The organism is Kocuria salsicia (assembly GCF_039532055.1).
GTDB classification, from domain to species: Bacteria; Actinomycetota; Actinomycetes; order Actinomycetales; family Micrococcaceae; genus Kocuria; species Kocuria salsicia.
This window is the reverse complement of record NZ_BAAARF010000003.1, coordinates 935,014-961,114: the sequence shown is the minus strand read 5'-3', so window position 1 is coordinate 961,114 and position 26,101 is coordinate 935,014. Positions and strand designations below refer to the sequence as shown.

The window sequence follows — 26,101 nt, the reverse complement described above, 5'->3', positions numbered from 1 at the left end:
GCCAAGCGCAGACGAGCGCGAGGAGTGAGAGCAGCGTTAGCGTGGGACACGAAGGCCTCCTGGTTCGTGAAGCGGTTGAACTCAACAGCTCCACTTCACAACCGGAGGTCTTCGCCCTTCAGCAGATCAGGCCCGTGTCACCGAAACAACGTCCCTGGACATCACACCTAGTATGTGGCGTCTCAGCCGGGTTCCCTGCCGCCGTGATGGCGCGCTACCGCCTTCGTGGCGTCCTGCAGGCTGACCCACGTCGAGGGTGAGCCTGTGTCCCCTGATCAGTAGCGAGCACTGACCGTGGGGAGAGGGCGCACGTGAACCCCGTGTTCAGATGTACCTATGTGCCGGAACTCGGTGGAGTTTAGGTTCAACGTGTGATCGACGGCCGATTACCGGGCACGCTGGACTTCAGTTCATCTGTGGTCGAGTGGCCCAGGCGTTGACATTGCATTGCTGCTCGGTGTGGTCGCCCGCAGCCACGACTGTTCCGTCGGCGCGCAGCCCAAGCGAGTGTCTCGCTCCGGCTGCGATCGCTGTGATGCCGGTCCATGACTGGACATCGCACTGGCCGAACTGGTTGTCGCCCGTTCCGAAGACCCTTCCGGTCTGGCTCAGCGCGAGCGTATGGACGGAGCCGGCCGCCACTGAGGTGATGCTTCTCCACGATGACACCTCGCACTGGCCTCTGCTGTCGTCGCCGACGGCGACGACGGTGCCGTCTTCGTGTAAGCCGACGGTGTGCAGGTAGCCGGCAGAGACCCCGGACACGTGTGTCCACCGGGCGACGTCGGTCTGCCCTCGCTGATTGTTGCCAGTTGCGAGGGCTGTGCCGTCGCGTCGAACTGCGATTGTGTGCCAGTCGCCGCACGCGATCGCGACGATCCCGCTCCACAACTGCACGTCACACTGTCCTTCCGCGGTGCGACCGGTGGCGACGACCGATCCGTCGGCACGTAGCCCCACGGTGGTCCTCCAGCCGGCGGCTATTGCCGTGATCTCGCGCCACCGCGTGACGGCGGTCTGCCCGGCGTCGCTCCAGCCGGTAGCAAGTGCAGTCCCATCGGCTCGGAGCCCCACTGTGTGAGACTTGCCAGTATTGCGGGCCGTGTGGACGCTGCCAGCGGCTACGGCGATGACGTCGGACCAGGGTAGGACGTCACACTCGCCGGCTTGATTGTTGCCAGTGGCAATCACGGTCCCGTCCTCGCGTCGCAGCACTGAGTGCCGGTTCCCGGCCGCGAGTACGGTGCGCACGTGGACCTCCTCCGCGGTTCTCGTCGCCACCTGATTGTAGGCCGTCATACCAGTCGTTGCGGCAACGCCCGTCTCGTGGCCCCAGCGCGACGTGGCAAGGTTACCGACCTCGGAACTCGGACGAGCTCCAGCACTCCCGCGACCGTAGTGACAGCTCTGGTGCTCGCAGTCGTTCGAAAGCTTGTGATCGTCCCGATCTCCCACATGGGAGCGCCGGAGGGACGGTGAGCGAGCACCGACCTATGGACATAGCTCTCCAAAGGTGATTCGACTACGGAATGCGGTGGAGTTCAGGTTCAACGTGTGAGCTGAACTGTCTTTCGAGCGTAAGCGACTTCCGTTCCAGCATGAGGACTGTCCCCCGCTGGAGCGTTGCGGGGCTTGCCCCATCCTTGGCCGGGCGAGTGATGTCGGAGCAGCGGAGCCTGGGTCTGAATTGCTCGAACGACGGGTGTGTGAGCCTCGCCCCGGCGGGTCAGAGCGCGATGTCCGTCAAGGTGGCCAGTTCAATGCCAACCTGGCGGCGTTCTGTTGAGTTCAGGCCATGCGTTTTGTCTAGTGCGACACCTGCTAACGGTATGATTAAGCCATGTCGTACACCCGTCGCGTCGTGGACCTCGAGCTGGATGATCTCTTTGGCGAGGTGGCTGCCCTCGCGCTGGACGGCCCCAAGGCCGTAGGCAAGACCACGACGGCGGAACAACGGGCGGCTGGGCTGGTGAAGCTGGACTCTAAAGCCGTTCGGGAGCCTGTCGCAGCGGATCCGCAGATCATTCTCCGCCGCCCGCGTCCGCTCCTCATCGATGAATGGCAGAAGATGCCAGAGGTGTGGGACGTTGTTCGCCGCGCCGTGGATGAGGACGCCGTGGGCGGGCAGTTCCTGTTGACCGGCAGTGCGAGTCCCCAGGACGGAACCGTGCAGCACTCGGGAGCCGGCCGGATCGGTCGCCTGCGCATGCGTCCGATGACGCTCGCCGAGCGTGGTCTGGAAACACCAACCGTGAGCCTCGCCGCTGTTCTGGCCGGACGTGACTCCATCCAGGGCGAGTCAACGATGGGGCTACCCGAATACGTGGAGGAGATCGTTGCGTCGGGTTTCCCGGGGATGCGCGGCCTGAGCGCCCGCGCCCGGGGCTTCCAGCTCGATTCCTACTTGCGCAACGCGGTGGAGCGTGACGTGCCGGAGCAGGGCCTGGCCGTCCGCCGACCGGAAGCCATGATGGCCTGGTTGCGCGCCTACGCTTCCGCGAGTTCGACGACGGCGAGCTACTCCCAGATCCTGGACGCGGCGACCCCTGGTCACAGTGAGAAGCCGGCACGGGCGACCGCCGAGTCCTACCGCCAGGTGCTGGCCTCCTTGTGGCTTCTCGACCCTGTGCCGGCCTGGACCCCGACCGGCAGCCCGATGACTCGCCTCGGGCAGGCTCCGAAGCACCACCTGGCCGATCCTGCTCTAGCGGCTCGCCTCCTCGGCCTGGGCGCCGACGCACTGCTGGGTGGCAAGGGGGAGCCACTTCGTCCCCAGGCGGGTTCCATGCTGGGAATGCTTTTCGAGTCGCTGGCGACACTGTGCGTTCGTGTCGCCGCGCAGGCAGCGGAGGCCGACATCGCACACCTGCGGACGCGCAACGGCGACCACGAGGTGGACCTCGTGGTCGTGCGGCCCGACGGTGGCGTCGTCGGTGTGGAGGTGAAACTGGCGGCGGGTGTCAGCGACTCCGACGGCAAGCACCTGCGCTGGCTGCGCGACCAGCTGGGATCACGTTTCGTGGATGGTCTGATCATCACGACGGGTCCGACCGCCTATCGGCGGCGGGACGGTATCGCCGTGGTGCCCCTGGCCCTGTTTGGCCCCTGAGGAACGAAGCAGCCTGAGCCGAACTGTCTGAGGGCGTCGGCAACGTCCCCAGTGAAGGAAGCCCATGCCTGATCGTCGTCATGCGGACCATGCCAGGATGTTGACTAGTACCATAAACTGGTACCAGACAACGTAGGGAGGGTACTTCATGTCCATCAGCGCAAGCGAGGCCCGCAAGACTCTCTTCCCGCTCATCGAGCGCGTGAACGAGGACCAAGAAGCCATCGAGATCGTCTCTCGGAAGGGCAACGCGGTGCTCATGCCCGCCGACGAGTACGCGGCGTGGCAGGAGACCGCCTACCTGTTCCGGTCGCCGTCGAACGCCCGCAGGCTTCTCGACGCCTACGATCGTGCCCGTGTCGGAAAGACCCAGGTCCACGAGCTCGACCGTTCCGACGAGTCGGTCAGCCAGGCTCGGGAAGTCTGAATGCGGCTGGTCTGGGACGAGGCCGCCTGGGAGGACTACACGTACTGGCAGACCGCCGACCGGAGAATCCTCAAGCGGATCAACCTGCTCATCGATGCCTGCCTGCGCGAGCCGTTCGAGGGCATCGGCAAGCCGGAGCAGTTGAAGTACGGGGCGCGGGGCTCGTGGTCGCGGCGCATCAACGAGGAGCACCGGCTCGTCTACCTCGTGACTGGTGAGGATCTCGTGATCTTGCAGGCTCGATACCACTACTGAGCCGAGCTGAACTGTCGTTGTTCGGATCAGCCGTGTCAGGTGACTTTGCTGCCGACGTCTAAGGCGCATCTCTGAGACGCCCGCGAAGCTTGTCCGACCATTGACTGGTGAGGAATGTTGCCGTGCCCGATGAAGCCCTGTTCCTTCGTAGATTGCGACAGGCCGACGCCCCAGCCGTGCAGCGGGCCTTCGCCTCCAACCCTGACATGGCCCGTCAAGGCGTGGTCACTTCAGTCGAGGAAGCGTCGGCGTACGTTGCCCGCCTCGTGAGCCCGGGGTCGCCCCATGAACCGTGGGCCGTAGTGGAGTGGGACGTTCTGATTGGCCTCGTCTGCGTCACGGTGGACGAGGCCAACAGGAACGGCTGGTTCTGGTACTGGATGACCGACCAGGCGCGCGGCAGGGGAGTCATGAGCCGTGCCGCGGCCACGATCGCGGAGTGGGCCCTCGCGGAGCGCGGACTGGAGCGCCTCGAACTCGGCCATCGCGTCAACAACCCGGCCTCCGGCGTCGTCGCGAGAAGAGCTGGTTTCGTCAAAGAGGGTACCCAGCGCCAGAAATTCCTGGTGGACGGGGAACGCCTCGACGTCGACACCTACGGACGGTTGAAAACCGACCCGCATCCGGCCTTTGACCCCCTGCCCATGGTCACCCGATGAATAGTGACGGGAAACACCTATCAGGTCGTCCCCACATGCCCGGGGAACCGTATTTCCGCTGGCCACGAGTCTAAAATTGAGGGGAGAAGAGTCTCACACCGGAGCGACACTCGGAGGCGATGATGTCCCGGCATCAGGTTGATTCCACCCACGAATCCAGAACCATGAGTCGGGACACCGTCTCCATGCTCTGGAAGTTCGGACTGATGGTGCTGGTGGGCGCGGTGATCTTCTTCATCCCGGCACCTGAGGGCGTGGACCCCCGCGGCATGCACATGCTCGGCATCTTCGTCGCGACCATCCTGGGGCTCATCCTGCAGCCCCTGCCCACCCCGTCAGTGGCGCTGATCGGACTGGCCACCGCCATGATCACCGGTGCCATGGACGTCAAGAGCGGGGAGGCCCTGAGCGGCTTCTCCAACTCTGCCGTCCTGCTGATCGTCGCGGCGTTCTTCATCGCGGACGGGTTCCTGCTCACCGGGCTGGGACGCCGCGTGGCCCTGATGTTCCTCAGGGTCCTCGGCAAATCGCCCCTGGGCATCGCCTACGGCATGGCCGTCACGGACCTCCTGCTTGCCCCGGCCACCCCGTCCAACACGGCCCGCGCCGGTGGTGTGATCTACCCGATCGTCCGCTCCGTCGCGGAGGTGCAGGGCTCCACCCCGGACACCGACGAGTCCCGCAGGAAGCTCGGCTCCTACCTCACGTTCACCGCCGCCCACGTCAACGTGATCACCAGCGCCATGTTCATCACCGCGATGGCCGGCAACCCGCTGGCCGTGGCCTCCGCCGAGAAGCTCGGCGTGCACATCTCCTGGGGCCAGTGGGCCCTGGCCGCCCTGATCCCCGGCCTCGTGAGCCTCGCGGTGGTCCCGTGGCTGCTCATGAAGGTCTACCCGCCCACGCTGAAGAGCACTCCGGAAGCACCCACCATGGCGCGCAGCGAGCTGCAGAAGATGGGGTCCATGACCCGGGGTGAGATCATCATGGCGGCCACGTTCGTGCTGCTCCTGCTGCTGTGGGTCTTCGGCACGGCCATTGGCGTCAACGCCACCACGGCGGCCTTCGTCGGCATCGCGGTGCTGCTGGTGACCAAGGTGCTCACCTGGAACGACATGGCCAAGAACGGCTCCGCCTGGAACACCCTGATCTTCTTCGCGGTCCTGGTGGGCATGGCGGAGAACCTGAACAACCTGGGCGTCATCATGTGGATCGGCTCGGTGGTTTCCGGTGCCGTCGGCGGCATGTCCTGGCCGGTCGCCTTCGCCATCCTCGCGCTCGTGTACTTCTACGCGCACTACATGTTCGCCTCGAACACCGCGCAGATCGTCGCGATGTACGGCGTCTTCCTGGGTGCGGCCATCACCGCGGGTGCCCCGCCGATGTTCGCGGCCCTCGCCCTCGGCTACATCGGCAACCTGTTCGGCGCCATCTCCCACTACGCCTCCGGCCCGTCCGGGGTGGTCTACGGTTCCGGGTACGTCAAGGTCTCCGAGTGGTTCAAGGTCGCCTTCATCATGTCCGTGGCCATCATCATCATCTGGACCGTCGTGGGCAGCGGCTGGATGTGGATCCTCGGCGACCTCGCCATGTAGTCCGCCCGGCAAACCCTCCCCGCACGACGACGCTCGGTGCCCTCCCAGGGGCACCGAGCGTCGTCGTCTGTCGACGGGGGAGCGGGTCAGTCGTCCTTGTTGCGCAGCACCTGCCGCAGCTTCTCCTTGTTGAGACCGGCAATCGCGGTCAACGGGATCCCAGCGGGGCACACCTCCGCGCACTCGCCGTAGACCGAGCACGGACCGAACTCCTCCTCGGCTGCACGCGTGATGCCTTTGGCCCGGCGGCCACGCTCCTTGGAACTGGAGGGCAGTGTGGCCAGGTGCATCGTCTTGGACCCGGCGAACAGCTGCGCGGAACCGTTGGGGCACGCGGCCACGCACGCACCGCAGCCGATGCACGCTGCCAGGTCCAGCGCCCACTCCGCGGCCTCGTGCGAGACCGGGATGGCGTCCGCGTCCGGCGCCGTGCCCACGGAGGTGGAGACGAACCCGCCGGCCTCGATCACCCGGTCCAGTGCGCTGCGGTTCACCGCGAGGTCCTTGACCACGGGGAACGCCCCGCTGCGGAACGGTTCAAGCTGCACGGTCGCGCCGTCCTCGAAGGACCGCAGGTGCTGCCGGCAGGACGGCGTGTTCTTCTGAGGGCCGTGCGGAGTGCCGTCCACGGTCATGCCGCACGCCCCGCAGATGCCCTCGCGACAGTCCGAGTCGAACGCGATCGGCTCCTCACCACGGGCAACGAGGTCGTCGTTGAGCTTGTCGAGTGCCTCCAGGAGGGAGAACTCGGGTCCGACCTCCTCCAGCAGGTACTCCTCGAAGTGCCCTTCCTCGGCGCCGGACTCCTGACGCCAGACTTTCAACGTGAGTTTCATGAGGATGGTCCTCTCATCGGTAGTCGCGGGTCTCGGGCGGGACGCTGGGGAACTCCAGGGGCTCCTGGTGCCTGATGTAGCGCGGCCCCGTTTCGCCGGTCTCGCCGGAATCAGCACGCTCCCACGCGGACGCGAACAGCCAGTGCTCGTCGTCGCGCTGGGCCTCGCCGCCCTCGGTCTGGTGCTCCTCGCGGAAGTGCGCGCCGGCGGACTCGTCCCGGTCCAGCGCGTCCAGGCACATGAGCTCGGCCATGTCCAGGTAGTCGGCCACGCGGCCGGCGCGCTCGAGCTCCTGGTTGAAGCCGTCCGGGCGCCCCTGCACCCGCAGGTCGCTCCAGAACTCCCTGCGCAGCTCCCCGATGCCTCGCAGACCCTCGGCCAGCCCCTCGGCGGTGCGCGTCACCCCGCACTTCTCGTACAGCAGGTCGCCCAGCCGGCGGTGGAAGCGCTCCGGGCCCTGCGTGCCGCCGATGTCGACCAGCGCCTGCACGCCCGCCTCGGCCTCGGCAACCGCGGCCCGCACGACATCGTCGTCCGGCGAGAGCTTCGGCCTGCCCAGCAGCGGTGCCAGGTAGTTGGGCACCGAGTAGGGGAGCGTGAACCACCCGTCCACGCACGCCGAGAGCAGCGAGTTGGCGCCCAGGCGGTTGGCGCCGTGGTAGCCCCAGCCGGCCTCGCCGCCCACGAACAGCCCGGGGATCGACGTCATCATGTCGTAGTCGCTCCACAGCCCGCCCATGGCGAAGTGCGCGCCGGGTGCAATGCGCATGGGCTCCTCGTACGGGTCCTCACCTGTGGCGTCCGAGTACATCTCGAAGAGGTTGCCGTAGCGCTCCGCGATCACCTTGCGTCCCAGGCGCTCGATGGCGTCCCGGAAGTCGAGGTACACGGAGTTCTTCAGCGGCCCGACGCCGCGCCCCGCGTCGATCTCGGTGCGCGCGGCCCGGCTGGCGACGTCGCGCGGTGTGAGGTTGCCGAAGGCCGGGTACCGGCGCTCCAGGTAGTAGTCGCGCTCGTCCTCGGGAATCTCGTTCGGGGGCCGGCCGTCCCCGGCCTTCACGGGAACCCAGATCCGGCCGTCGTTGCGCAGGGACTCGCTCATGAGAGTGGTCTTCGACTGCCACTCGCTGGAGACCGGCAGGGCCGTGGGGTGGAACTGGATGAAGCACGGGTTGGCGAACAGTGCGCCGCGCCGGTGGGCCCGGAATGCGGCGGTGACGTTCGAGTTCTTGGCCAGCGTGGAGCGGTAGTAGACGTTGCCGTAGCCGCCGGTGGCGAGCACCACGGCGTCCCCGGTGACCGCCGAGATCTTCCCGGTCACGAGGTCGCGCACCACGATGCCCTGGGCGCGGCCCTCCACGACGATGAGGTCCAGCATCTCGGTGCGAGTGTGCAGGTTCACCTGTCCCGTGGAGACCTGACGCAGCAGCGCCTGGGCGGCGGCAACCTGCAGCTGCTGACCGGTCTGCCCGCGCGTGTAGTAGGTCCGGGAGACCTGCACGCCGCCGAACGAGCGGGTGGCCAGCCCGCCTCCGTACTCGCGGGCGAAGGGCGCGCCGATCGCGTTCATGTGGTCGATGACCCGGATGCTCTCCTCGGCCAGCCGCCAGGCATCGGCCTCGCGGCCGCGGAAGTCGCCGCCCTTGACGGTGTCCTTCACGAACCGGGCGATCGAGTCGTTGTCCACCGTGCGGGCGCGTGCGGCGTTGATGCCGCCCTGGGCGGCCACCGAGTGTGCGCGGCGCGGGGCGTCGTGGAAGGTGAACGACTCCACGTTGTAGCCGAGTTCGCCCAGGGCCGCCGCCGCACCTGCGCCGGCGAGTCCGGTGCCCACGACGACCACGGTGAACTTCCGACGGTTGAGCGGGCCCACCATGCGGTAGTGCAGCCGCCGGTCCGCCCACATCTGGGACGGGGGCACGTCCGAGCTCAGACCAGGGAGGCCCGAACCCACGGTGCGCAGCTCGTCCAGCAGGGCCTGCGGCTGGGTGGTCGAGGATGCCGTCATCACTGAATCACTCCCAGGAGAACCAAGACGGGGATCGAGATGTTGCCCAGGCAGATGGCAATGGCGACCAGCCCTGCCACCCACGCGGCGAGCTGCCGCAGCCGCCTGCCGGTGGCGCCGAGGTCGTTGGCGGCGGTCCACGTCCCGTGGGCCACGTGCACGGTGAGCACCAGCATGGTGAGCATGTAGAACAGGGCCACGACGGGCCGCTGGAAACTGGCGACCAGATTGGCGTACGCCGATCCGCTCTCGAACGCCCCGGATGCGGCCGGCTGGACACCCAGCGTGAGGTCCAGGATGTGGAAGATCACGAACAGCAGGATCACCAGGCCGGTCCCGAGCATCGAGCGCGCCATCAGGGCGTCGCCGCGGCGCAGCCCGGTGCGTTTGAACGGCCCGCGGGCTCGACGGGCGCGCGTCCACAGCAGGAGCCCGCAGCCCACGTGCAGCACCAGGCTGATCAGCAGCACGACGCGCAGCACCCACAGGACACCCGCGTAGGGCATGAGCGGCATCAGGATCTCGCGCAGCCAGTGTGCGTAGTGGTCGAACTCCTCCTGGCCGCGGAAGATGTGCAGATTGCCGTACATGTGCACGAACACAAATCCGACGAAAATGAGACCGGTGACGGCCATGGTGGTTTTCGCGGCGAAGTTCGACACCGGCAGCCGTGTGCGCGGCGGGGCTGACGTGCGTTGTTTTCGCTGAATGGTTGCCGTCATCGTTGCCCCTCGTCAGTGGGTGAACCGAGTGCTGAACTCCGGGAGTTCATCATCCTCAATTCTACGCCGGGAGGGGCATTGCAAGACGCGTTCCGGGGCGTTTCCGGTACTGCCGCCAGAAAGGGTTGCGGCGGGTGCCGAGGGCATTGAGAATAACTAAGGTTTGCCTATCGTAATTTCACAGTGTGGGTGTTTTTACGGTGTTCCGTTCCCACTCACGGGGTTCCGGACCCACTGGGCGGCTGTGCCGCTCCCCAGGGGTCCGCAGCCGGGTGTCCCACTTCGCACCTGTCACTCTCCGCGGAGGGTTCCCGCCCGAACTGCCCGGTTCAGGACTAGCGTTGACCCTGTGATCAAGGCGTCGCTGCGGCGCGTGGCAGGCGGTGGTACGAGGGTCCGCTGGCTCCCGGAACCCGCCCCGCTGCGCGACCGGCGGCCGACGACGGCGCGCACCGCGGCGACGTCGCGAGCCCGCCTTGAGGACTGCTCACCCGCCGGACGTCGTGGAGGCTCCAATGTGGACCCAATCTCTTGACACCCTGGGCAGCCTGCCCCTCACCGCGCTCGTGGCCGCGATCCCAATAGTCGTGTTCCTGGCCTGCATGATGCTGTTCAAGCTCACGGGGCTGAAATCCGGGCTCATCGCGCTGGTGGTGCAGATCCTGGTGGCACTGCTCGTGTTCCACATGCCCGTCTCCGCCGCGGCCGGTGCAGGTCTGCTGGGGCTGCTGACCGCGCTGTGGCCCATCGCGTACATCATCGTCATGGCGGTGTGGCTGTACCGGCTGAGCGTGCGCTCGGGCCGCTTCGACGTGATCCGCTCCTCGATCGCCGCGGTCTCCGCTGACCAGCGCGTGCAGGTGCTGCTCATTGCGTTTGCGTTCGGCGCGTTCCTGGAGGGCGTGGCAGGCTTCGGCGTGCCCATTGCGATCTGCGCGGCACTGCTCGTGCAGCTGGGGTTCCCGCCCGTGCGCGCCGCAGTGCTGTGCCTCGTGGCCAACGTGGCCGCCGGTGCCTACGGCGCCATTGGCGTGCCCGTGCTCGTGGGCGCGCAGGTCACCGGCATGGAGACGCAGGAACTCTCGCGAGCCCTCGTGCTGCTGCTCCAGCCGCTCACGTTCCTCGTTCCGTTCCTGCTCGTGTGGATGGTCGACGGGGTGCGCGGCCTGCGCGAGACCTGGCTCCCGGCGCTGGTCTCCTCGGTGGTCTTCTGTGCGGTGCAGGGTGGCCTGCTGTGGTTCATGGGTCCCGAGCTGGCGGATCTCGCGGCCGGCCTGCTGGCCATGGTCGCCCTGTTCGCGGTGTGCCACGTGTGGTCCCCGAAGCGCGTGTCCCGTGCCCCGGAGGTCCCCGAGACCGCCGAGGGGAAACACCCCCTCGGCGAGGTGGTCCGCGCCTGGAGCCCCTTCTACATCCTCACCGCCGTGATCCTGCTGTGGTCCGTCCCCGCCGTGCAGAACCTCTTCACCAAGGGTGCGCTGAGCTTCACGACCTTCACGGTGCCCATGCCCGGGCTCACCGGTCACGTGACCACCGCCGCCGGAACGGTCGTCAATGCCACCTGGACCTTCTCGATCCTTGGTGCCACCGGAACGGCCATCCTGATCGCCGTGCTCATCACGTTCTTCACCACCCCGCAGCTGCACGCCAAAGAACTGGGGGAGGAGCTGGCGGGCGCTCTCAAGGCACTGGGCCCGGCCATCCTGCTCATCGCCGTGATCCTGGTGCTCGCGAACATCGCCAACTACTCCGGCGGCTCCACCGCCATGGGCACCGCGCTCGCCGCGGTCGGGCCCATCTTCCCGCTCATCGCCCCGGTGATCGGCTGGATCGGCGTGTTCCTCACGGGCTCGGTGGTCAACAACAACACCCTCTTCGCGCCGCTACAGGTGGCGACGGCGCAGGGCATCGGTGCCGCCCCGTCCCTCCTCGTGGGGACCAACACGGCAGGCGGCACCACCGCAAAGGTCATCTCCCCGCAGTCCATCGCGATCGCTGCCGGGGCGGTGGGTCTCAACGGGCGGGAGAGTGAGATCATGCGCGGCTCCATCGCCTACAGCCTGGGCATGCTCGCGGTGGTGTGCGTGTGGACGTTCGTGCTGGCCCTCGTGTGAGCGCCCCTCGGGCGAGTGTCTGGGGGCGCGTCCTCAGGCGGGCCACGACCTCCTCGCGGGTGGGCCGTTCGGTGCACCGGGTCAGCTGGGAGGTGCCTCAGTAGGAGGGCGGCTGCCCCTGGGTGGTTCCGGCCGGGTGGAACCCCCGTTGATCCAATAACTTGCAGGCAATATGCTTATTATGTTTCGAGCAATTCACGGAAGGGGACCTGAGAAGCCATGGCGCACCACTCGTTCGAGCACACCACCCACCACGGCTCCGGGAGTGGAGTCGCCACCCTTTCAGAGCTGGTCGGCCGCAGCGAACCCCGTCCGGGCCGCCCCAGTGCTGCCACGGTGGTGGAGGAGGACGGCGTCAAGGTGGTCGCCTTCGAGTTCCACGAGGGCGACGAGCTCCACGAGCACGCTGCACCGCACCCGGCGCTGATCCAGGTGGTCCGGGGGAGCGTGGACTTCCAGCTCCCGGAGGGTCCCGTGCAGCTGCGGCCGGGCCAGGTGCTGCACCTCACGGAGGGGCTGCTGCACGCCGTGAAGGCCCTCGAGCCCACGACGCTGTCCGTCACACTGCTGCTGCACTGATCCCGCTGCTGCGCTGAGCCCGGGCGGGCGGGCCCGGCCCGGAGCGGTCCGTGAGCCACGCAGGGGGTGGGACCTTGCCAGTCTGACACCGTCCACGTGACCGACGCACCCCGGCGGGAACGGGCGCCGCCGCCCTCGCCCCGGGGAGTGGGCGAGCGGCAGCATGATCCCACTGTGACCCCGACCTCCCGTTTCCGACTCGTTCCCATGCGCCCACGGGACCCGGCCGAGCCTGCGCGCACCGCCTCCACTCTCGAACTGTTCTTCGACCTCGTCTTCGCCGCGGCAGGCGCCTTCTCCGTCGGCATCGAGGTGGAGATCGACGTTCTCACGGGCGACAGCGAGCTGCACGCCCCGTGGTCCTCCTTCGCCTTCAGCATTCCCCTGGCCGTCTTCCTGCTCGGCGTGTGGGCGGTGGCCATCAGGTGCAACGCGGAGAGGACCGTCAGGACGGTCCTTCCCCTGGCAAGGCTGCTGGTGCCCATCGACCCGCTGCTGCCCGTGCCGTTCGGTCTCATCGCCGTGGTGCTCATGCTGACCGTGGCGGTCCTCGTGTGGCGCCAGCCGGTGGACAGGCCCATGCACCGACCCGTCAACGCCTGAGCGCCCAGGGCGACGTCGCGGCTGCCCTTCTCCACCCGGCGCGTGCAGTCCCGGGAAGCCGGGGCCGTTCAGCCCTGGGGTGGCGGCGCGGTGAGCCAGTCTACGAGCCCCGGCCACACGGCGTCGGCGGCGGAGCGGCGGAACAGGCCGTGGTGGCCGATGCGCGCAACGCCCAGCTGCTCCGGGGTGAACGTGCGGTGCTCCACCGCGGCGGAGGTGAGCCGCCCGGTCAGGGCCCTCATCTGCGCGGGGCTAGCCCAGGGATCGTCGGAGGCGCCGAGCGCGAGCACGTTCTGGGTGACCGCGGCTGCACGGGCCGTCGCGTCCATGGACGGGTCGTCGAAGAAGTAGCCGGGACGCCGTGCCCACGACCCCCACTCGACCATCGCGGCTGTGGGCATGTTTTCTCCGATGCCGAGCCGCTTGCCGGGCATATACCCCAGGGTCCGGCTCAGTGCCGGGCCCACGGCATGCAGCACGGCGGCCACGCGCAGTTGCTCCTTCCGCGGGGCGATCGTGCGGGTGTGCGCCAGGTGGGAGGAGACCACCGCGAACCGGTCGAGGCCCTCGAGCCCGTGGCCGAGGACCATGGCGTGCCCGCCGATGCTGTGACCCACGGCGTGCAGTGGAAGCGCGGGGAACCGTGCGCGGGTCCAGGCAGCCACAGCGTGCCCGCCACGGCGTCCGAGGCGACGGGAATGCTCAGGTTTTCGCGGCGGACGCCGGCTACGGGAGAGTTCCGGTGGTCAGACATGGAAGTTACTCTAGGGTGTTTCCAGCGGCTCAACCCTGGGCCGTCACGGTGACGGTGGCTCATGTCGCACGCAGGGACGTCACGTCCGTCTCGGGGGCGGGAGCGTCAGTGACGATCGGGTGGAGCTCCGCGCGAGCGCAGCCTGAAGGACGTGCCCGGCACCCCCGCGAGCGCAGCCTGAAGGACGTGCCCGGCACCCCCGCGGGCACCGCGGCCGTCGCCTGCGGTGCCTTCTCCGCAACCATGACGATCGGCCGTCTGCCGGCAGACCGGGTCGTGGAGTGGCTCGGCTCCGAGGCCGTCCTGCGCTGCCGTGCGGCCATCGCGGCGGTGGGTGCGCTCGTCGTCTCGTTCACCCCGTGGGTGTGGCTCGTCGTCGTGGGCTGGGATCGGCTCGGTGTCGGTCTCTCCGGCTGCGTCCCGACGCGGCGGGTGCTCGCGGCGCAGTGACGGGCGGCTCGCTCTGTGCGGCCGCGTGCGCTCCCGGCGGCGGGCTCGGTCTGCCCGTCGTGGCGCCGTCGCGAGGTCGCGTGGTCGCGTGGTGACGCTCACGCCCCCAGGTAGAACGACGCCGCGTTGTTCCAGAAGACGTCCGCTACGCGGTCCGCGGGCAGCGCGTCCACGATGAGGGCAAGGTCCTCGTCCCGGAACGGGCGCAGGGCCCGCGTGGAGGGCAGGTCCGTGCCGACCATGAGCGCCGTTGGGTCGGTGGCGTCGATCGCGCGGACCGTTGCCGCGGGATCGAGCTCCACGCGGCCGAATCCTGTGGCCTTGACCTTCACGCCCTGCTCCACGAGCCGCAGCAGGTTGGAAAGGCCGTCCTCGTGCATGCCCAGGTGGTCGATGCTCGCCGCGGGCAGGGCGGCGATGCGGCGGGAGAGGCTTTCGTCGATCGTGCGGGCGTCGATGTAGACCTCCGCGTGCCAGCCGGCGAGGTCGTGGACGCGGCGTGCCAGGCGGTCGATGTCGTCCAGGTTCGCGGAGCCCCCACGGGCCACGTTGAAGCGCACCGCGCGCACCCCAGCCTCGTGCAGCTCGAGGATCCGCGTGTCGCTGGTGTCCCCGGGGACCTGGGTGACACCCACGTAGTTCGGCCCCAGGGCCTTCAGCGCGTCGATCAGGTAGCCCTGGTCGAAGGCCTGGAACGAGCCGGAGACCACCGCGCCGCCCTTTATCCCGAGCCCGTCGATGCGCCGCTGGTAGTCGTCCACCGTGAACGGGCCCGGCATGAACCCGTTGTTCTCCACGAGTGGGTGCGCGGGATCGATGATGTGCAGGTGGGTGTCGAAGATGCGCTGCGTCATGCGGTGCTCCTGGGCTGTTGTGCTGGGTGCCCGCCGATGTCCACGGGGTGATGACGGGAACGACGAGATTCTAGAAGTCTGTGGTGTTGCGCGTGACGACCGCCATTCCCTGCCCGGTGGCGGTCGCCGCACTCGGTGCGTCACGCTCCGGTTGCGGATCAGGTGTGTGGAGCCGTGCGGCACAGTGCCCCGACCAGCGTGAGGCCACCGGCGAGCGCCAGGGCGGCCACGGCATCGTGCTCCCCGAACGCCGCGCCGGTGAGATAGCCGCCCACCACGCAGCACGTGACGATCCAGCGGTAGGCGGCCCACGCGCGGGCCTGCTCGGCCAGCGGAACCGCGGCGAGGATGGTGCGCGAGACCGCCGCGTTGAACGCGCCGTTCCCCGCGCCGCCCACCAGGAACAGCGGTGCGCCGATGGCCACGCCGGGCAGCCCCAGGGCCAGCACGAGGAAGACCGCGCCCATGCCCCCGGCACCCAGGACAAGCAGCACCGTGGCCGGGCACCTGCGGAGACGGCCCGCACCCTGCCCGCCGAGGACCGCGCCGAGACCCCACAGGCCCCACGCGAGACCGACCCACGCCGGGTCCCAGTGCGCGTGGTGTGTGAGGACGAAGACGCCGGACACGCCCTCGACCGACGTCGCGAACACGGTGCAGACCAGCAGCCCGAGGCCGCCGACACCGAACGTCCCCGGGCGCGCCAGGCGCTGGAACCCGAGCGGCACGCCCCGCTGCGGAGAGGCGTCCACCGGCACGGGCGACCGGCCGGTGACGGCCAGGGCGACCACCGCCAGCAGCGCGAACGTCGCCGCGTTGGCGCACAGCAGAGGCCCGATCCCGCCCACGCCGAACGCGATGCCGCCGAGCGCCGCACCGCATGCCTGGGACAGCCCGTTGACGGTGGCCAGGTGGCCGCCGATGCGCTGGTGGTCGCTGCTGTGCAGCGCGATGAGCTTGCTCGCCACGGGCCCTGTCACGGCGCAGACCGCGCTCACCACGGCCACGCACGCGACGATCAGCACGTCCGAACGGGCGCCCGCCATCACGAGGAACAGGGTCGCCTGCACCGCCAGGGACAGCGGCCACCACCACCAGCGCAGCGCCCGGTCCACGAGCACGCCGCCCAGAAGCCCCAGCCCGATCGTGGGCACCGTCTGGGCGAGCAGGATCGCGGCCAGCAGTCTCGGCGCCCCAGACTCGGCGGCGCGCAGCGAGAAGCCGACGGCGGCGACGTCGTCCCCGCACGCGGAGACCAGCAGACCGAGCAGCAGCACCGCGAGCTTCACGTCCGACCGGGTGCCGGCGCGGCTCACGACGCGCTCAGCCCGAGATGGACCGGCAGCCACAGGTCCTCCCACGCGGGGGTCTCCTGCCGCATGGACGCGGACCGCTGGGGCATGCGCGCGGGCAGCCAGTAGGCGCCGGCCTCACGCTGCAGATAGCCGTACTCCACGAGCTCGCGCCGCCAGAACGCCTGGTCCTCGACCATCGTCCGCAGGATCGCATTGACCTCCACCTCGCTCCAGGTGCGCCCGGCGGGGAACGCGGCGAGCAGGTGCAGCAGCACGAATACCCGGGCACGACGGCGCGCGGGCACCGTGTGCACGCGGCCGTCCCGCACGAACCGGCCCAGGACCCGGCGGTACACGGTGTGGGCGCGTTCCCACTCGGCGGGGTCGGTGCTCGCGGGCACCGGGGGAGCGGAGGACGACGACGCCTGGTGGCCGACTGCCGTGCTCGCCGCGTCCTGGGCGGGCAGGGAGTTCCCGACGGCCCCGGATTCGGCGGGCCTCTCGCGGTGGGGCACGCCGGCCGTGCGCCCGGTGGGCAGTCGCCGATGTGCGAGGGGCTCCGCGGGAGCGGGCGCGGGGGAGTCCTGTGCTCCGTGGAGCGGGGCGGCTAGGTCGTCGTCGCGCTCGCGGAGCAGGTCGGCACGGGCCGCGGTGTAGGTCTGACCGGTCGAGCGCATGCGCGCGCGCACCAGAGTTTTGAAGTCGTTGTGCTGAGTCATCTCGTACCTGGACCGCGCGCACCGCCCCCAGCACGATCGCCCGGTCGGACGAGGTCTCGACAACGTCTGACGGCCCGAGAATTCTCTCCCCTTCGCCGCTGCGCCGGAGCTGGGGTCCGTGCGCGGGCTGGGCGCTGGGCACGCCGACTGCACGAGAGTATGCCACATCACAGTGCGTGGCGGTGACCCTGGATAGACTCGGGCTCTCACGGCGGGTGCCCAGGGCCTGCCCGCCGCCCCCACGCAGTGCCACAGGAACGCGAGGACCGCGCATGGTCGAGACGGCAACGATCACCGACTACCTCGCGCGGATCCTTCGGCGCGGGCAGCTGGACGAAGTGAGTTTCGGTGACGGCCCATACGTGGCGGTGCCGCGGTCGTTGCTGCGTGCGGGTTTCCTGCCGGAGGAGCAGACGCGGACCCTCTTCGATGCGCACGACGACGCCACGGGGCGGCGCGGGCGGGCCACGTCGTCGTCGGGAGAGACAGCGGAGGTCACCGCCACCCCGACGGCCCAGGTTCGCGGCGGGGGAGCCGCGAGGACGCGGGCGGCGGATGCCGAGGAGGGCGGAACCCGCACCGGTGCCGATGCCGCCGCCCCCGCCGGGGAGCACAGGGGTGACAACGGGACCGGACCGTTCGACGGCGAGCCTTCGGACGGGGCGACACGTGATGAAGGCGGGTCTGACGAGCAGGACCGCACACCGCTCTCCGTGGTGGTCTCCTGCGTGTCCCTGGAACTGCCCGGCGGCGGACACACCGGCCTGCTGCTGCTCGAGGCCACGCTGTTCCCGGACGGGCGGCTCGAACCGGTGCTCGAGACCGCGAGTTCCCCGTGGATTCCCTCGGAGCGGCTGTCCTCCCCAATGGTCGGGGACCGAGAGGTCATGGTCGGGGACCTCGAGGCCTTCTGGGCGTTCTCGCGGCAGCAACTGGGCGCAGGAGTGTCACAGACGACGTCGCTCGCGGGCGCGCTGGACCTCGCGGACAGCCTCTTCGCGGCCCTGGCGGGACGCAGCGTGGCGGAGTTCGCGGCCGTGCTCTCGGGCGACGGCCAGCACTCTGAGAGCGCTACCCCTCCGGCTCACTGCGACACGTCGGGGAACGGGCGCGTGGAGCACGAGCTGTGCTTCGTGCGGGAGCTGGAGCGGGTCAACGCAGTGGGCCCGCTCCTGGACCTCTACGACCACGTCGCGGACCACGGCGCCCCGGTCCTGCTGGAGCGGATGTGCCAGGGGTGGTCCGGTGCACGGATTGCCGAGCGGGCGATCCACGAGGGAGAGGGCCTGCACGAGGCGATGAAGCTGTCCTGCGGGTCGATGAGCGATGGCTTCCCGCTCACCCCGTCGCAGCGCCGGGCGGTGCACGCGTTCCTGAGCGGGGAGGAGGGGGACGTCACCGCGGTGAGCGGTCCGCCAGGCACGGGCAAGACCACGATGCTGCAGGCCGTCGTCGCCAACATGCTCACGCGTCACGCACTGGAGGGCCGGGACGCCCCCGTGATCGTGGGAACGTCCACCAACAACCAGGCGGTCGTCAACATCATCTCCTCGTTCAGCTCCGTGACGAGGAACGATCCCGGCACCCTGGACCTGCGGTGGCTTCCGAGCGCGGAGGGGATGGGCAGCACGGAGCTCAGGACGTCTGAGGAGATCCAGGAGGCCCGGAAGACGCCGGAGATCCAGGAGACTGAGAAGGCGCAGGAGCCCGCGACAACCGGGCAGAGCGAGGGCAGCGGGGCATTCGAGGCCACGCCGCTGCGGTCCCTCGCCGTCTACTGCCCGGCGTCGTCCCGACTCAGGGAAGCCCGCACGAAGTACCTGCTCGAGCAGCGGAACAAGAGCGAGACGTACACCGTCTACAGCGACCCGCGCTACCTGGGGCGCGCACGGGACACGTTCGTCGCGCGGGCCAGTGCACACTTCGGCAGTGCCCACGACCTCCCAGGCATCAAGGGGTGGATCACAGACGCGCTCGCCGAGCTGGAAGAACTGCGGCTGGTGCTCGTGGAGGAGATGGCCCGGCACGGCGCCACGGACCGGTACGCACGGCTGTGCGCCGAGGCGGTGTCGTCGCCGCACCTGATGAGCCTGGAGAAGGTTGCCGGACTCGCGGACTGCACCACCCTCGAGGAACTCGACGCCGTCCTGGACGTCACCCTGCGCTACGCCGAGTTCTGGCTCGCGGTGCACCACTACGAGGCCTGCTGGTTGCTGACCGAGGACTTCATCCCGGAGGACGAGCGCTTCAAGAACACGGCAACGGTCATGTCGACGTACTGGCCGCAGGCCGCAGCCCTGACCCCGTGCTTCGTGATGACCGCCTACCAGGTGCCCAGGTACTTCGGTCTCTACTCGAGGAGCGGGGAGCCCGCGCGGTTCGACGTGGGCCGCATCGACCTGCTGATCGTGGACGAGGCCGGTCAGGTGGACACGCCCGTCGGCCTCCCGGCGTTCGCGCTGGCCCGCCGCGCGCTCGTGGTGGGGGACGAGAAGCAGCTGGCACCCGTGTGGTCGATCGACGAGGACACCGACCGCGAGGTCGCCGAGAGCGCGGGCATCCCCGCCGAGACCTGGGCGCAGAACCTCCGCCCGCGGGGCATGACGTGCTCGCCCCACTCCAGTCTGATGTGCGCGGCCAGTCACGCCTCGGCCTGGAGCTACGACGACGGGGCTCCTGGGCTCTTCCTCTCCGAGCACTTCCGATGCCACCCGGAGATCATCGGCTACTGCAACGACCTGCTCTACAACGGGCTGCTGGAGCCGAAGCGCCCGGCGTCCTCCTCGCCCGTCGAGGGCCCGGCGTTCCTGTTCCGGGAGGTCCCCGGATCGCAGGACGAACGGTCCGGGTCCAGCCGGGTGAACCGGACGGAGGCGCAGTGCGTGGCACACTGGATCGTCGCGAACTACGCCTACTTCCGCGACCTCTACACCACGCGGGAACCCGACTCGAACAGGGCACCGGGAGAGGACGAGCTCATCGGCGTGGTGACACCGTTCAGCGCACAGGCACGGCTGATCACCAGGGAGCTACGAGCCGCGGCCACCGCCGAGGACGCCCCGGCAGACCTTCCCTCCCGGTTCGCCGAGAGCATCACGGTGGGCACCGCACATCGGCTGCAGGGCGCGGAACGGCCGGTCGTGCTGTTCTCCGCGGTCTACGGCCAGAACAGTCCACGGTCCGGGTTCATCGACTCGAACCTCGAACTGATGAACGTGGCTGTGTCCCGCGCCAAGGACCTGTTCATCGTCTTCGCCGCCGCCAACCGGTGGGGCAACGGGCCGGTGTTCGAGCGGATGACCGAGTGGGCGCACCGATCGGACGCCGTGTTCGCCGCCACGGTGCCGGAGCCGGAGCCTGCGGGCAATTCGGTGCCGGAGGCAGCGTCGTCGTCCGCGGAACCGCTCACGCTGACCGCGGTCGTGAAGGAGTGGAAGGCCCGCGGGGTGCTGAGCGAGGAAGACGCCGCGATCACCACAACCGCGTGGAACTTGCGGCTCGCTGAGGCCGGAGTGCTGGTGGGCGGAACCGGTGCCTGGGAGCCGACGGCGCTCGCCGAGCGGCTGGGCGTGGTCACCGAGCAGCGGCACAACGCGAAGGGCGAGGAGTACACCGCGATCGCCTACACCCCGCGCATGCAGGCACTGCTGGAGGAGCTGTACCGGGACGGCCGCCTCTGACGGGGACGGGCCCTAGCGCAGTCGTCAGCAGACGTTCCGGTGAGCGGCCCCGTCCCCGTCGCGGCTGCTTCATCCTCGTCACGACGGAGCGCCCTACCGGGACCAGACCAGCGGGGCTCAGCTCAGCCGCGGCGCGGCCTCGATCAGCTCCCTCGTGAACGGGTGCGTCGGGTGCGAGAGGACGTCCTCGGTGGGGCCGGACTCGACGACCACCCCGTTCTGCAGGACCACAATGTCATCGGAGGAGTGCCGGACCACCCCGAGGTCGTGGGAGACCAGCACAATCCCGAGCCCGCGCTGCGCCTGCAGCTCGTCCAGCAGGTCGAGCACCTGCGCCTGGACGGAGGCGTCCAGCGCGGAGACGGGCTCGTCCGCGAGCAGCACGGCGGGTTCCACCGCGAGCGCCCGAGCAATGGCGACGCGCTGCCGCTGACCGCCGGACAGCGTCCTCGGTCGGGCGCGCGCGGCGGCGGGGTCCAGATGGACGGATTCCAGCAGGTCGGCGACCCGCTGCGGATCGCGCCGCCCCAGTGCATCGGTGAGCACCTGGCCCACGTCCCAGCGCGGTTCGAAGGATCCCAACGGATCCTGGACGATCATGGCCAGCTGACGTCGGCGCGCTCGCCGTCGCCGTTCGGGTAGCGCTGACCACGGTTCACCGCGCAGCAGCACGTCCCCGGACTCGACGGGCAGCAACCCGGCAAGGGCCCGCAGCAGCGTGGACTTCCCGGACCCGGATTCGCCCACGAGCCCCACGGTCCGACCGGCGCGCAGCGTGAGGTCGGCACCGCGCACCGCGGGCTCAGAGGTACCGCCGTAGCGCACGACGACGCCGCGGGCCGAGAGCAGTGGGCTCGCCTCGCGCGGTGCGTCCAGGCCGCGGCGTTCTGGTTCCTGAGGTGCAGGGTCCGAGCGGTACGAGGAGGCGGGACCTGGCACGGCGCCACCCACCGAGACAGCCGGGGTGGCTGGTGCTGGGGCGTTGCCCTGCGTGGCGACGGTGCCGGGTCTCGCGTCTCCGGGAAGCCGCGCCGCGGCGTCGGGCAGCAGGGCCTCGCCGCGGGGCCGCCCCCACGGAACCGAGGCGACCAGGCGGCGCCCCTCCGTGGAGGCCGGGTCGGCCATGACCGTACGGAACGGGCCGGTCTCGACAACGCGTCCGGCGTCCAGGAGCACGACGTCGTCCGCGACGCGACGCGCCGCACCGAGGTCGTGCGTGATGAACAGCAGCGATCCGCCGGCGTCCACGCGTGCCCGCAGCAGGTCCAGGACCACGGCCTGGCGGGTGGTGTCCAGCGCGGTGGTGGGCTCGTCCGCGACGACGACCTCCGGGTCCGCCGCGAGCGCCGCCGCAATGAGAGCGCGTTGGCGCATGCCGCCGGAGAGCTCGTCCGGGCGACGCCGGGCCGCGGCCGGGTCGAGTCCCACGGACTCCAGCAGGGCGGGGACGTCCACGGCGGTGCCGGCCAGGCGGGCGGCGTCGGCCACCTCGGCACCCACGCGGCGCAGGGGATCCAGCGAGCCCAGGGCATCCTGCAGCACGGTGCCGACCACGCGCCCCCGGATCCGCCGCCACGCGCGCTCGGCGCGGGATCCGCGTTCGCCCAGCCCGGCGACGTCGTGTCCCGCGATCCGCAGCTCGTCCGCGGTGACGACGCCCCCGGTGAGGCCGATCAGCGCGCGCGCCGTCACGGACTTGCCGGACCCGGACTCGCCCACGAGTGCCACGGCGCGCCCGCGGGGCAGCACGAGGTCCACGCCCCGGACCGCCGCCACGTCCCCGAAGCACACCCGCAGGTTGCGGGCGCTGACCACCGGATCCTCAGCCACCGGCGCTCCGTCCCGCCAGGTGCGCGGAGAGCCTGCGTCCCAGGAGGGTTGCCACCACTCCGACCGCCACGATGGCCAGGCCCGGGAAGACTGTCATCCACCACGCGCTGGTGACGTACGTGCGCCCGGCGTTGAGCATCGCGCCCCACTCCGGCGCGGGCGGCGGTGCGCCGAGCCCCAGGTAGCCGAGCGCCGAGGACCACACGATCGCCTGCCCCAGCCCCAGGGTGGCGACGGCGAGAAGTGGCCCGAGCGCCCCGGGCAGCACATGGCGCACGACGATGCGCAGGGGGGAGTGGCCCAGCATCCGCGCGGCCTCTACATGCCCCGAGCGGGAGACGCGGCGCACCTCGGCGCGCAGCAGGCGCGCGTAGCCGGGGGCTGAGGAAAGTCCCACGGCCACGACGACGCCGGCCACGCCGGGTCCGCGCACGGCGATCAGCAGCAGCGCGAGCAGCAGGGTGGGGAAGGCGAGCATGGCGTCGATCAGCCGTGACCCGGCGGCGTCCAGCCAGCGTCGCCCCAGGCCCGTGAGCAGTCCGAGCACCGCGCCCAGTCCCACGCCCAGCACGGTGGCCGCCACGCCGATGAACAGGGAGGGCCCGGCGCCGTGGACCACGCGGGTGAAGACGTTCCGGCCGGACTCGTCGGTGCCGAACGGGTGGCTCCAGCCGGGGGCCTGGAACGCCTGCGCGGGGTCGACCGCGAGCGGATCACCGGGAGCGAGCAGCCCCGGGAACAGGCCCGCGAGGGCGAGCACCGCGGCGCACGCCAGCAGCACCCACAGACCGATCTGCGAGGCCAGGGGGCCCGGTGCTTGGGAGCCGGGCGTGCGGCGCCGTCGTGCCCGGCGATCCGGGGCGTCCAGGGAGGGGACGGCGCTCACGAGGCCCCCCGGGTGTCGACGGCGGCGGTCAGGGCGTCCGCGGCCATGGTGACGAGCACGTACCCGAGTGCCGCGAACAGCGTCACCCCGAGCACGAGGGGAACGTCCCGGGAAGTCACTGCGGAGACCAGAGAGCGCCCCAGACCGGGCCGCGCGAACACCGTCTCGATCACCACCGCCCCGGAGATCAGGTAGCCGAAGGACCACCCGGAGAGGTTGATGCCGGGCACCAGACCGTGGCGCAGGGCATGGCGCACGCGCAGTCCCCCGCGGGTCTCACCGCGGGTACGGGCGGCGAGGGCGAAGGGGGAGTCCAGGGCGGTGAGCATGGCCTCGCGCATGGTCTGGGACAGGTAGCCCGCCAGCGGGACCGCCAGGGAGAGCACAGGCAGCACCAGGCCGCGCGGCGTGGCGTCGGAGACCGGCGGGAACCAGCCCAGGTGCGTGGCGAAGACGATGATCAGCACGGAGGCGAGCCAGAAGCCCGGCAGCACCGAGGCCACGATCTCCACTGCGGAGGCCACGCGCGCGGCGAGCCGGGACGTCCCCGTGGCCACCATCGCGGTGCCCAGCGCGAGCAGCCACGCGCACAGCAGGGCCAGCACGGCCAGCGTCAGGGTGGGGCCGATCAGCGGGGCCATGACCTCGGTGACGGGTGCGCGGTGCGAGTAGCTCGTGCCCAGGTCCCCGGTGAGCACGCGGCCGAGGTAGGCGAGGTACTGGACGGGCAGCGCCCGGTCCAGGCCGTACTGCTCGCGGGCTGCCTGCAGGGCTTCGGCGCTCGCCTGCGAGCCGGGCCCGCCCAGGGCGGCCTCAGCCGGGTCGCCGGGCAGCAGCTGCAGCACCCCGAACGCCACGGTGGCCACGAGCCACAGCGCCACCAGCGCCCCGCCCAGACGGATCAGGACGGGGCGCCAGGGCCGACGCCGATGCACGGTCGCGGTGGCCACTCAGCCCACCGGTTCCCGGCTCGCGCTGCGGGCGCTCACGAGGCGGGCAGCGGTTCCACGTCCAGGAACGTGGGAGTGTTGACGGTGGGCAGCGCGCGCAGGCCCTTGACCCCGGTGGAGTGCAGGAAGTGGTTCTGCTGGTCGTACAGGGGCAGGATCACCTGGGCGTCCGCGATGATCTGCTGGGCCTGCTCGTAGAGCTTCGCGCGCTCGTCCGCGTCCGTGGAAGCGCGGGCCTTGTCGAGCACCGTGTCCAGCTGCTCGTCGTCGATCTGGGCGTGGTTCGCGAAGTACCCGGACGGTGCGGGCTTGATCGAATCGGAGTGGTACAGGATCCGCAGCACGTCCGGGCCCACCTTGGTGTAGGGGGCGTCCACGAGCTCGTAGTCGTCCTTGCCCAGCGCGGAGTACCAGGACTGCAGGTCCACCGGCTGCAGCTTCACGTCGATGCCCACCTCCTTGGCGCCGGCCTGGATCTGCTCGAAAAGCGACTGCTCAGCCGGGATGGACTGGTTGGTGCTCACCGGGAAGCGCGCGGTGAGCTTCTTCCCGTCCTTCTCGCGGATGCCGTCCGAGCCCTTCGTCCAGCCGGCCTCGTCCAGCAACCGGTTGGCGGCGTCGACGTCGTGGGGGTAGGAGCCCGGCATGTCCTTGCTCAGCGGCTCGGTGGAGCCCAGCGCGGAGGTGGAGCGCGGCGCCGTGCCCATGAACAGGGACTGGATCCCGTCGTCCACGTTCGCGGCGCGGATGAAGGCCTCCCGTACCTTCTTGTCGTTGAACGGCGCGTGCCCGGAGTTCAGCTCGATGCGGTTGGAGGAGCCGGGGCGCGGGGCGTTGAGGTCCTCGAGCCCGGAGTTGTCCCCGGCCGCGGTGATGTTGTTGGGCTGGGCGTTGTCGATCACGTCCACCTCGCCGGAGGACAGCGCGTTGTACCGGGTGGTGGCGTCCGGGATGAAGCGCCAGACGATCTCCTGGAGCTTCGCCGGGCCGTCCTGGTTCGCGGCGTCCGCCGGGGCGGAGGTGTAGTTCTCGTTGCGCGTGAGCACCACGCGGTCCTGCTTGGTCCAGGAGTCCACCACGAACGGGCCCGTGCCCACGGGGGAGGCACAGTTCTCCTCCTGGGAGCGCTTGAGCGCGGTGGGGGACTCGATGGCGTTCCAGGGCTGCGCGAAGGACTCCAGTAGCGCGGAGTCCGTCTGCTTCAGGTGCACCACGGCCACATGGTCGTTCGCCCCGCGGGTGACGTCTGCGATCTGCTGGAAGGCCAGGTAGCCGGTGGAGGAGGCGGTGTCCGGGTCCAGCAGATGGTCCACGTTCGCCTTCACGGCCTCCCACGTCAGGGGCGTGCCGTCGGTGAACTTCACGCCGTCCTTGAGCACGAACTCCCAGGTCTTCCCGTCCGCCGACTCCTTCCAGGACTCCGCGAGCCAGGGGATGATCTTGCCGTCCTTGTCCCGGCTGACCAGGGACTCGGCGAAGTTGGTGCCCAGCAGCGCCTGCGGGTAGTTGCCGCCCACGTGCGGGTCCAGGCACTCGGGCTCGGCGTCGCCGGTCGCGTAGTTCAGGGTGGTCCGCGTGCTCTGCGCGTCCTGGGCGCCGGAGCAGCCGCTCAGCGCAAGGGTCGCGGCCGCGAGGGCTGCGGGCAGGGCGAGCAGACGGGTGGTGCGGGTGCGCATGCTTCTCTTCTCCGTTCGGCGCGGGGTGGTCCACGACGTCGTGTGCCGGGCAGGGCGCGTCCCTTGCGGCGGGGGCGCTGCGTCCGGCCGCGCCCGGCGA

22 protein-coding genes are annotated in these 26,101 nt (G+C 70.0%); 10 read left to right on the top strand and 12 right to left on the bottom strand.

Translation table 11 applies throughout. From position 1 onward, the window contains the following. Positions 1 to 405: 405 nt before the first annotated feature. Positions 406 to 1,299: an RCC1 domain-containing protein gene (locus ABD264_RS04265; RefSeq protein ID WP_344204519.1), complete on the bottom strand. Its 894-nt coding sequence runs from the start codon at positions 1,297 to 1,299 to the stop codon at positions 406 to 408. Between the two features lie 541 nt (positions 1,300 to 1,840). Between ABD264_RS04265 and ABD264_RS04260 the strand changes: the two genes are divergently transcribed. The 5 genes from ABD264_RS04260 to ABD264_RS04240 all read left to right on the top strand — a co-directional run bounded on the left by ABD264_RS04260 (position 1,841) and on the right by ABD264_RS04240 (position 6,045). After that, positions 1,841 to 3,109 (top strand): ATP-binding protein, encoded by a 1,269-nt coding sequence (locus ABD264_RS04260; protein ID WP_344204517.1) that lies wholly within the window; start codon positions 1,841 to 1,843, stop codon positions 3,107 to 3,109. 148 nt (positions 3,110 to 3,257) lie between these two features. Further along, positions 3,258 to 3,536: a type II toxin-antitoxin system Phd/YefM family antitoxin gene (locus tag ABD264_RS04255; protein WP_344204514.1), complete on the top strand. Its 279-nt coding sequence runs from the start codon at positions 3,258 to 3,260 to the stop codon at positions 3,534 to 3,536. After that, a complete protein-coding gene (locus tag ABD264_RS04250; protein ID WP_035965439.1) occupies positions 3,537 to 3,791 on the top strand; it encodes a Txe/YoeB family addiction module toxin in 255 nt (84 codons plus the stop codon). Between the two features lie 122 nt (positions 3,792 to 3,913). Beyond that, entirely contained in the window at positions 3,914 to 4,450 is a 537-nt protein-coding gene (locus ABD264_RS04245; RefSeq protein ID WP_303105114.1) for a GNAT family N-acetyltransferase, read from the top strand. Positions 4,451 to 4,614: 164 nt separating this feature from the next. Then, positions 4,615 to 6,045, top strand: coding sequence for an anion permease (locus ABD264_RS04240; protein ID WP_344204509.1), 1,431 nt, complete (start codon positions 4,615 to 4,617; stop codon positions 6,043 to 6,045). An 86-nt stretch (positions 6,046 to 6,131) separates the two neighbouring features. Here the strand turns inward: ABD264_RS04240 and ABD264_RS04235 are convergent, their stop codons facing one another. Genes ABD264_RS04235 through ABD264_RS04225 form a run of 3 tightly spaced genes read right to left on the bottom strand, consistent with a single transcriptional unit; the run spans position 6,132 to position 9,611 of the window. Next, positions 6,132 to 6,881 carry a succinate dehydrogenase/fumarate reductase iron-sulfur subunit gene (locus tag ABD264_RS04235; RefSeq protein WP_295108084.1) on the bottom strand — a complete coding sequence of 250 codons (750 nt, stop codon included), beginning with the start codon at positions 6,879 to 6,881 and terminating at the stop codon, positions 6,132 to 6,134. A 13-nt stretch (positions 6,882 to 6,894) separates the two neighbouring features. Further along, positions 6,895 to 8,889 carry a fumarate reductase/succinate dehydrogenase flavoprotein subunit gene (locus ABD264_RS04230; protein ID WP_344204505.1) on the bottom strand — a complete coding sequence of 665 codons (1,995 nt, stop codon included), beginning with the start codon at positions 8,887 to 8,889 and terminating at the stop codon, positions 6,895 to 6,897. Next, on the bottom strand, positions 8,889 to 9,611 hold the full coding sequence (locus ABD264_RS04225; protein ID WP_145009728.1) for a succinate dehydrogenase cytochrome b subunit: 723 nt from the start codon (positions 9,609 to 9,611) through the stop codon (positions 8,889 to 8,891). The genes ABD264_RS04230 and ABD264_RS04225 overlap by 1 nt, the downstream gene beginning before the upstream one ends. Before the next feature lie 515 nt (positions 9,612 to 10,126). On the opposite strand from ABD264_RS04225, the gene ABD264_RS04220 reads away from it, so the two are divergent. The 3 genes from ABD264_RS04220 (at position 10,127) to ABD264_RS04210 (ending at position 12,907) form a co-directional block, all read left to right on the top strand. Further along, complete coding sequence (locus ABD264_RS04220) at positions 10,127 to 11,725, top strand: L-lactate permease (RefSeq protein ID WP_145009725.1); 1,599 nt, start codon at positions 10,127 to 10,129, stop codon at positions 11,723 to 11,725. Positions 11,726 to 11,944: 219 nt separating this feature from the next. Beyond that, a complete protein-coding gene (locus ABD264_RS04215) occupies positions 11,945 to 12,304 on the top strand; it encodes a cupin domain-containing protein (protein ID WP_055086325.1) in 360 nt (119 codons plus the stop codon). Between the two features lie 174 nt (positions 12,305 to 12,478). Next, positions 12,479 to 12,907: a low temperature requirement protein A gene (locus tag ABD264_RS04210; protein ID WP_344204497.1), complete on the top strand. Its 429-nt coding sequence runs from the start codon at positions 12,479 to 12,481 to the stop codon at positions 12,905 to 12,907. A gap of 68 nt (positions 12,908 to 12,975) precedes the next feature. On the opposite strand, the gene ABD264_RS04205 is transcribed toward ABD264_RS04210, so the two are convergent. Then, the gene (locus ABD264_RS04205; protein WP_244944705.1) at positions 12,976 to 13,524 is read right to left on the bottom strand and encodes an alpha/beta hydrolase family protein; all 549 of its coding nucleotides are present in this window, start codon (positions 13,522 to 13,524) and stop codon (positions 12,976 to 12,978) included. A 323-nt stretch (positions 13,525 to 13,847) separates the two neighbouring features. Here ABD264_RS04205 and ABD264_RS04200 point away from each other — a divergent pair, with 323 nt between their 5' ends. Next, positions 13,848 to 14,111: an MFS transporter gene (locus ABD264_RS04200; RefSeq protein WP_144941935.1), complete on the top strand. Its 264-nt coding sequence runs from the start codon at positions 13,848 to 13,850 to the stop codon at positions 14,109 to 14,111. 98 nt (positions 14,112 to 14,209) lie between these two features. Here the strand turns inward: ABD264_RS04200 and ABD264_RS04195 are convergent, their stop codons facing one another. From ABD264_RS04195 to ABD264_RS04185, 3 genes are all read right to left on the bottom strand, one after another. Further along, on the bottom strand, positions 14,210 to 14,965 hold the full coding sequence (locus ABD264_RS04195; protein ID WP_144941937.1) for an amidohydrolase family protein: 756 nt from the start codon (positions 14,963 to 14,965) through the stop codon (positions 14,210 to 14,212). Between the two features lie 158 nt (positions 14,966 to 15,123). Next, on the bottom strand, positions 15,124 to 16,281 hold the full coding sequence (locus ABD264_RS04190; protein WP_344204493.1) for an MFS transporter: 1,158 nt from the start codon (positions 16,279 to 16,281) through the stop codon (positions 15,124 to 15,126). Next, positions 16,278 to 16,979: a DUF2087 domain-containing protein gene (locus ABD264_RS04185; protein ID WP_344204490.1), complete on the bottom strand. Its 702-nt coding sequence runs from the start codon at positions 16,977 to 16,979 to the stop codon at positions 16,278 to 16,280. Before ABD264_RS04185 ends, ABD264_RS04190 begins: the two co-directional genes overlap by 4 nt. 272 nt (positions 16,980 to 17,251) lie before the next feature. Between ABD264_RS04185 and ABD264_RS04180 the strand changes: the two genes are divergently transcribed. Continuing rightward, positions 17,252 to 20,659 (top strand): DEAD/DEAH box helicase, encoded by a 3,408-nt coding sequence (locus ABD264_RS04180; protein ID WP_344204487.1) that lies wholly within the window; start codon positions 17,252 to 17,254, stop codon positions 20,657 to 20,659. A gap of 117 nt (positions 20,660 to 20,776) precedes the next feature. Here the strand turns inward: ABD264_RS04180 and ABD264_RS04175 are convergent, their stop codons facing one another. From ABD264_RS04175 to ABD264_RS04160, 4 genes are read right to left on the bottom strand one after another with little or no spacing between them, the layout of a single operon-like run. Next, positions 20,777 to 22,489 carry an ABC transporter ATP-binding protein gene (locus tag ABD264_RS04175; RefSeq protein ID WP_344204484.1) on the bottom strand — a complete coding sequence of 571 codons (1,713 nt, stop codon included), beginning with the start codon at positions 22,487 to 22,489 and terminating at the stop codon, positions 20,777 to 20,779. Next, on the bottom strand, positions 22,482 to 23,375 hold the full coding sequence (locus ABD264_RS04170) for an ABC transporter permease (protein WP_342353650.1): 894 nt from the start codon (positions 23,373 to 23,375) through the stop codon (positions 22,482 to 22,484). Before ABD264_RS04170 ends, ABD264_RS04175 begins: the two co-directional genes overlap by 8 nt. After that, positions 23,372 to 24,325, bottom strand: a complete 954-nt coding sequence (locus tag ABD264_RS04165) for an ABC transporter permease (RefSeq protein ID WP_126874373.1) — start codon at positions 24,323 to 24,325, stop codon at positions 23,372 to 23,374. Before ABD264_RS04165 ends, ABD264_RS04170 begins: the two co-directional genes overlap by 4 nt. Positions 24,326 to 24,360: 35 nt before the next feature. After that, positions 24,361 to 26,001, bottom strand: a complete 1,641-nt coding sequence (locus ABD264_RS04160; RefSeq protein ID WP_126874372.1) for an ABC transporter substrate-binding protein — start codon at positions 25,999 to 26,001, stop codon at positions 24,361 to 24,363. Between the last annotated feature and the right edge of the window lie 100 nt (positions 26,002 to 26,101).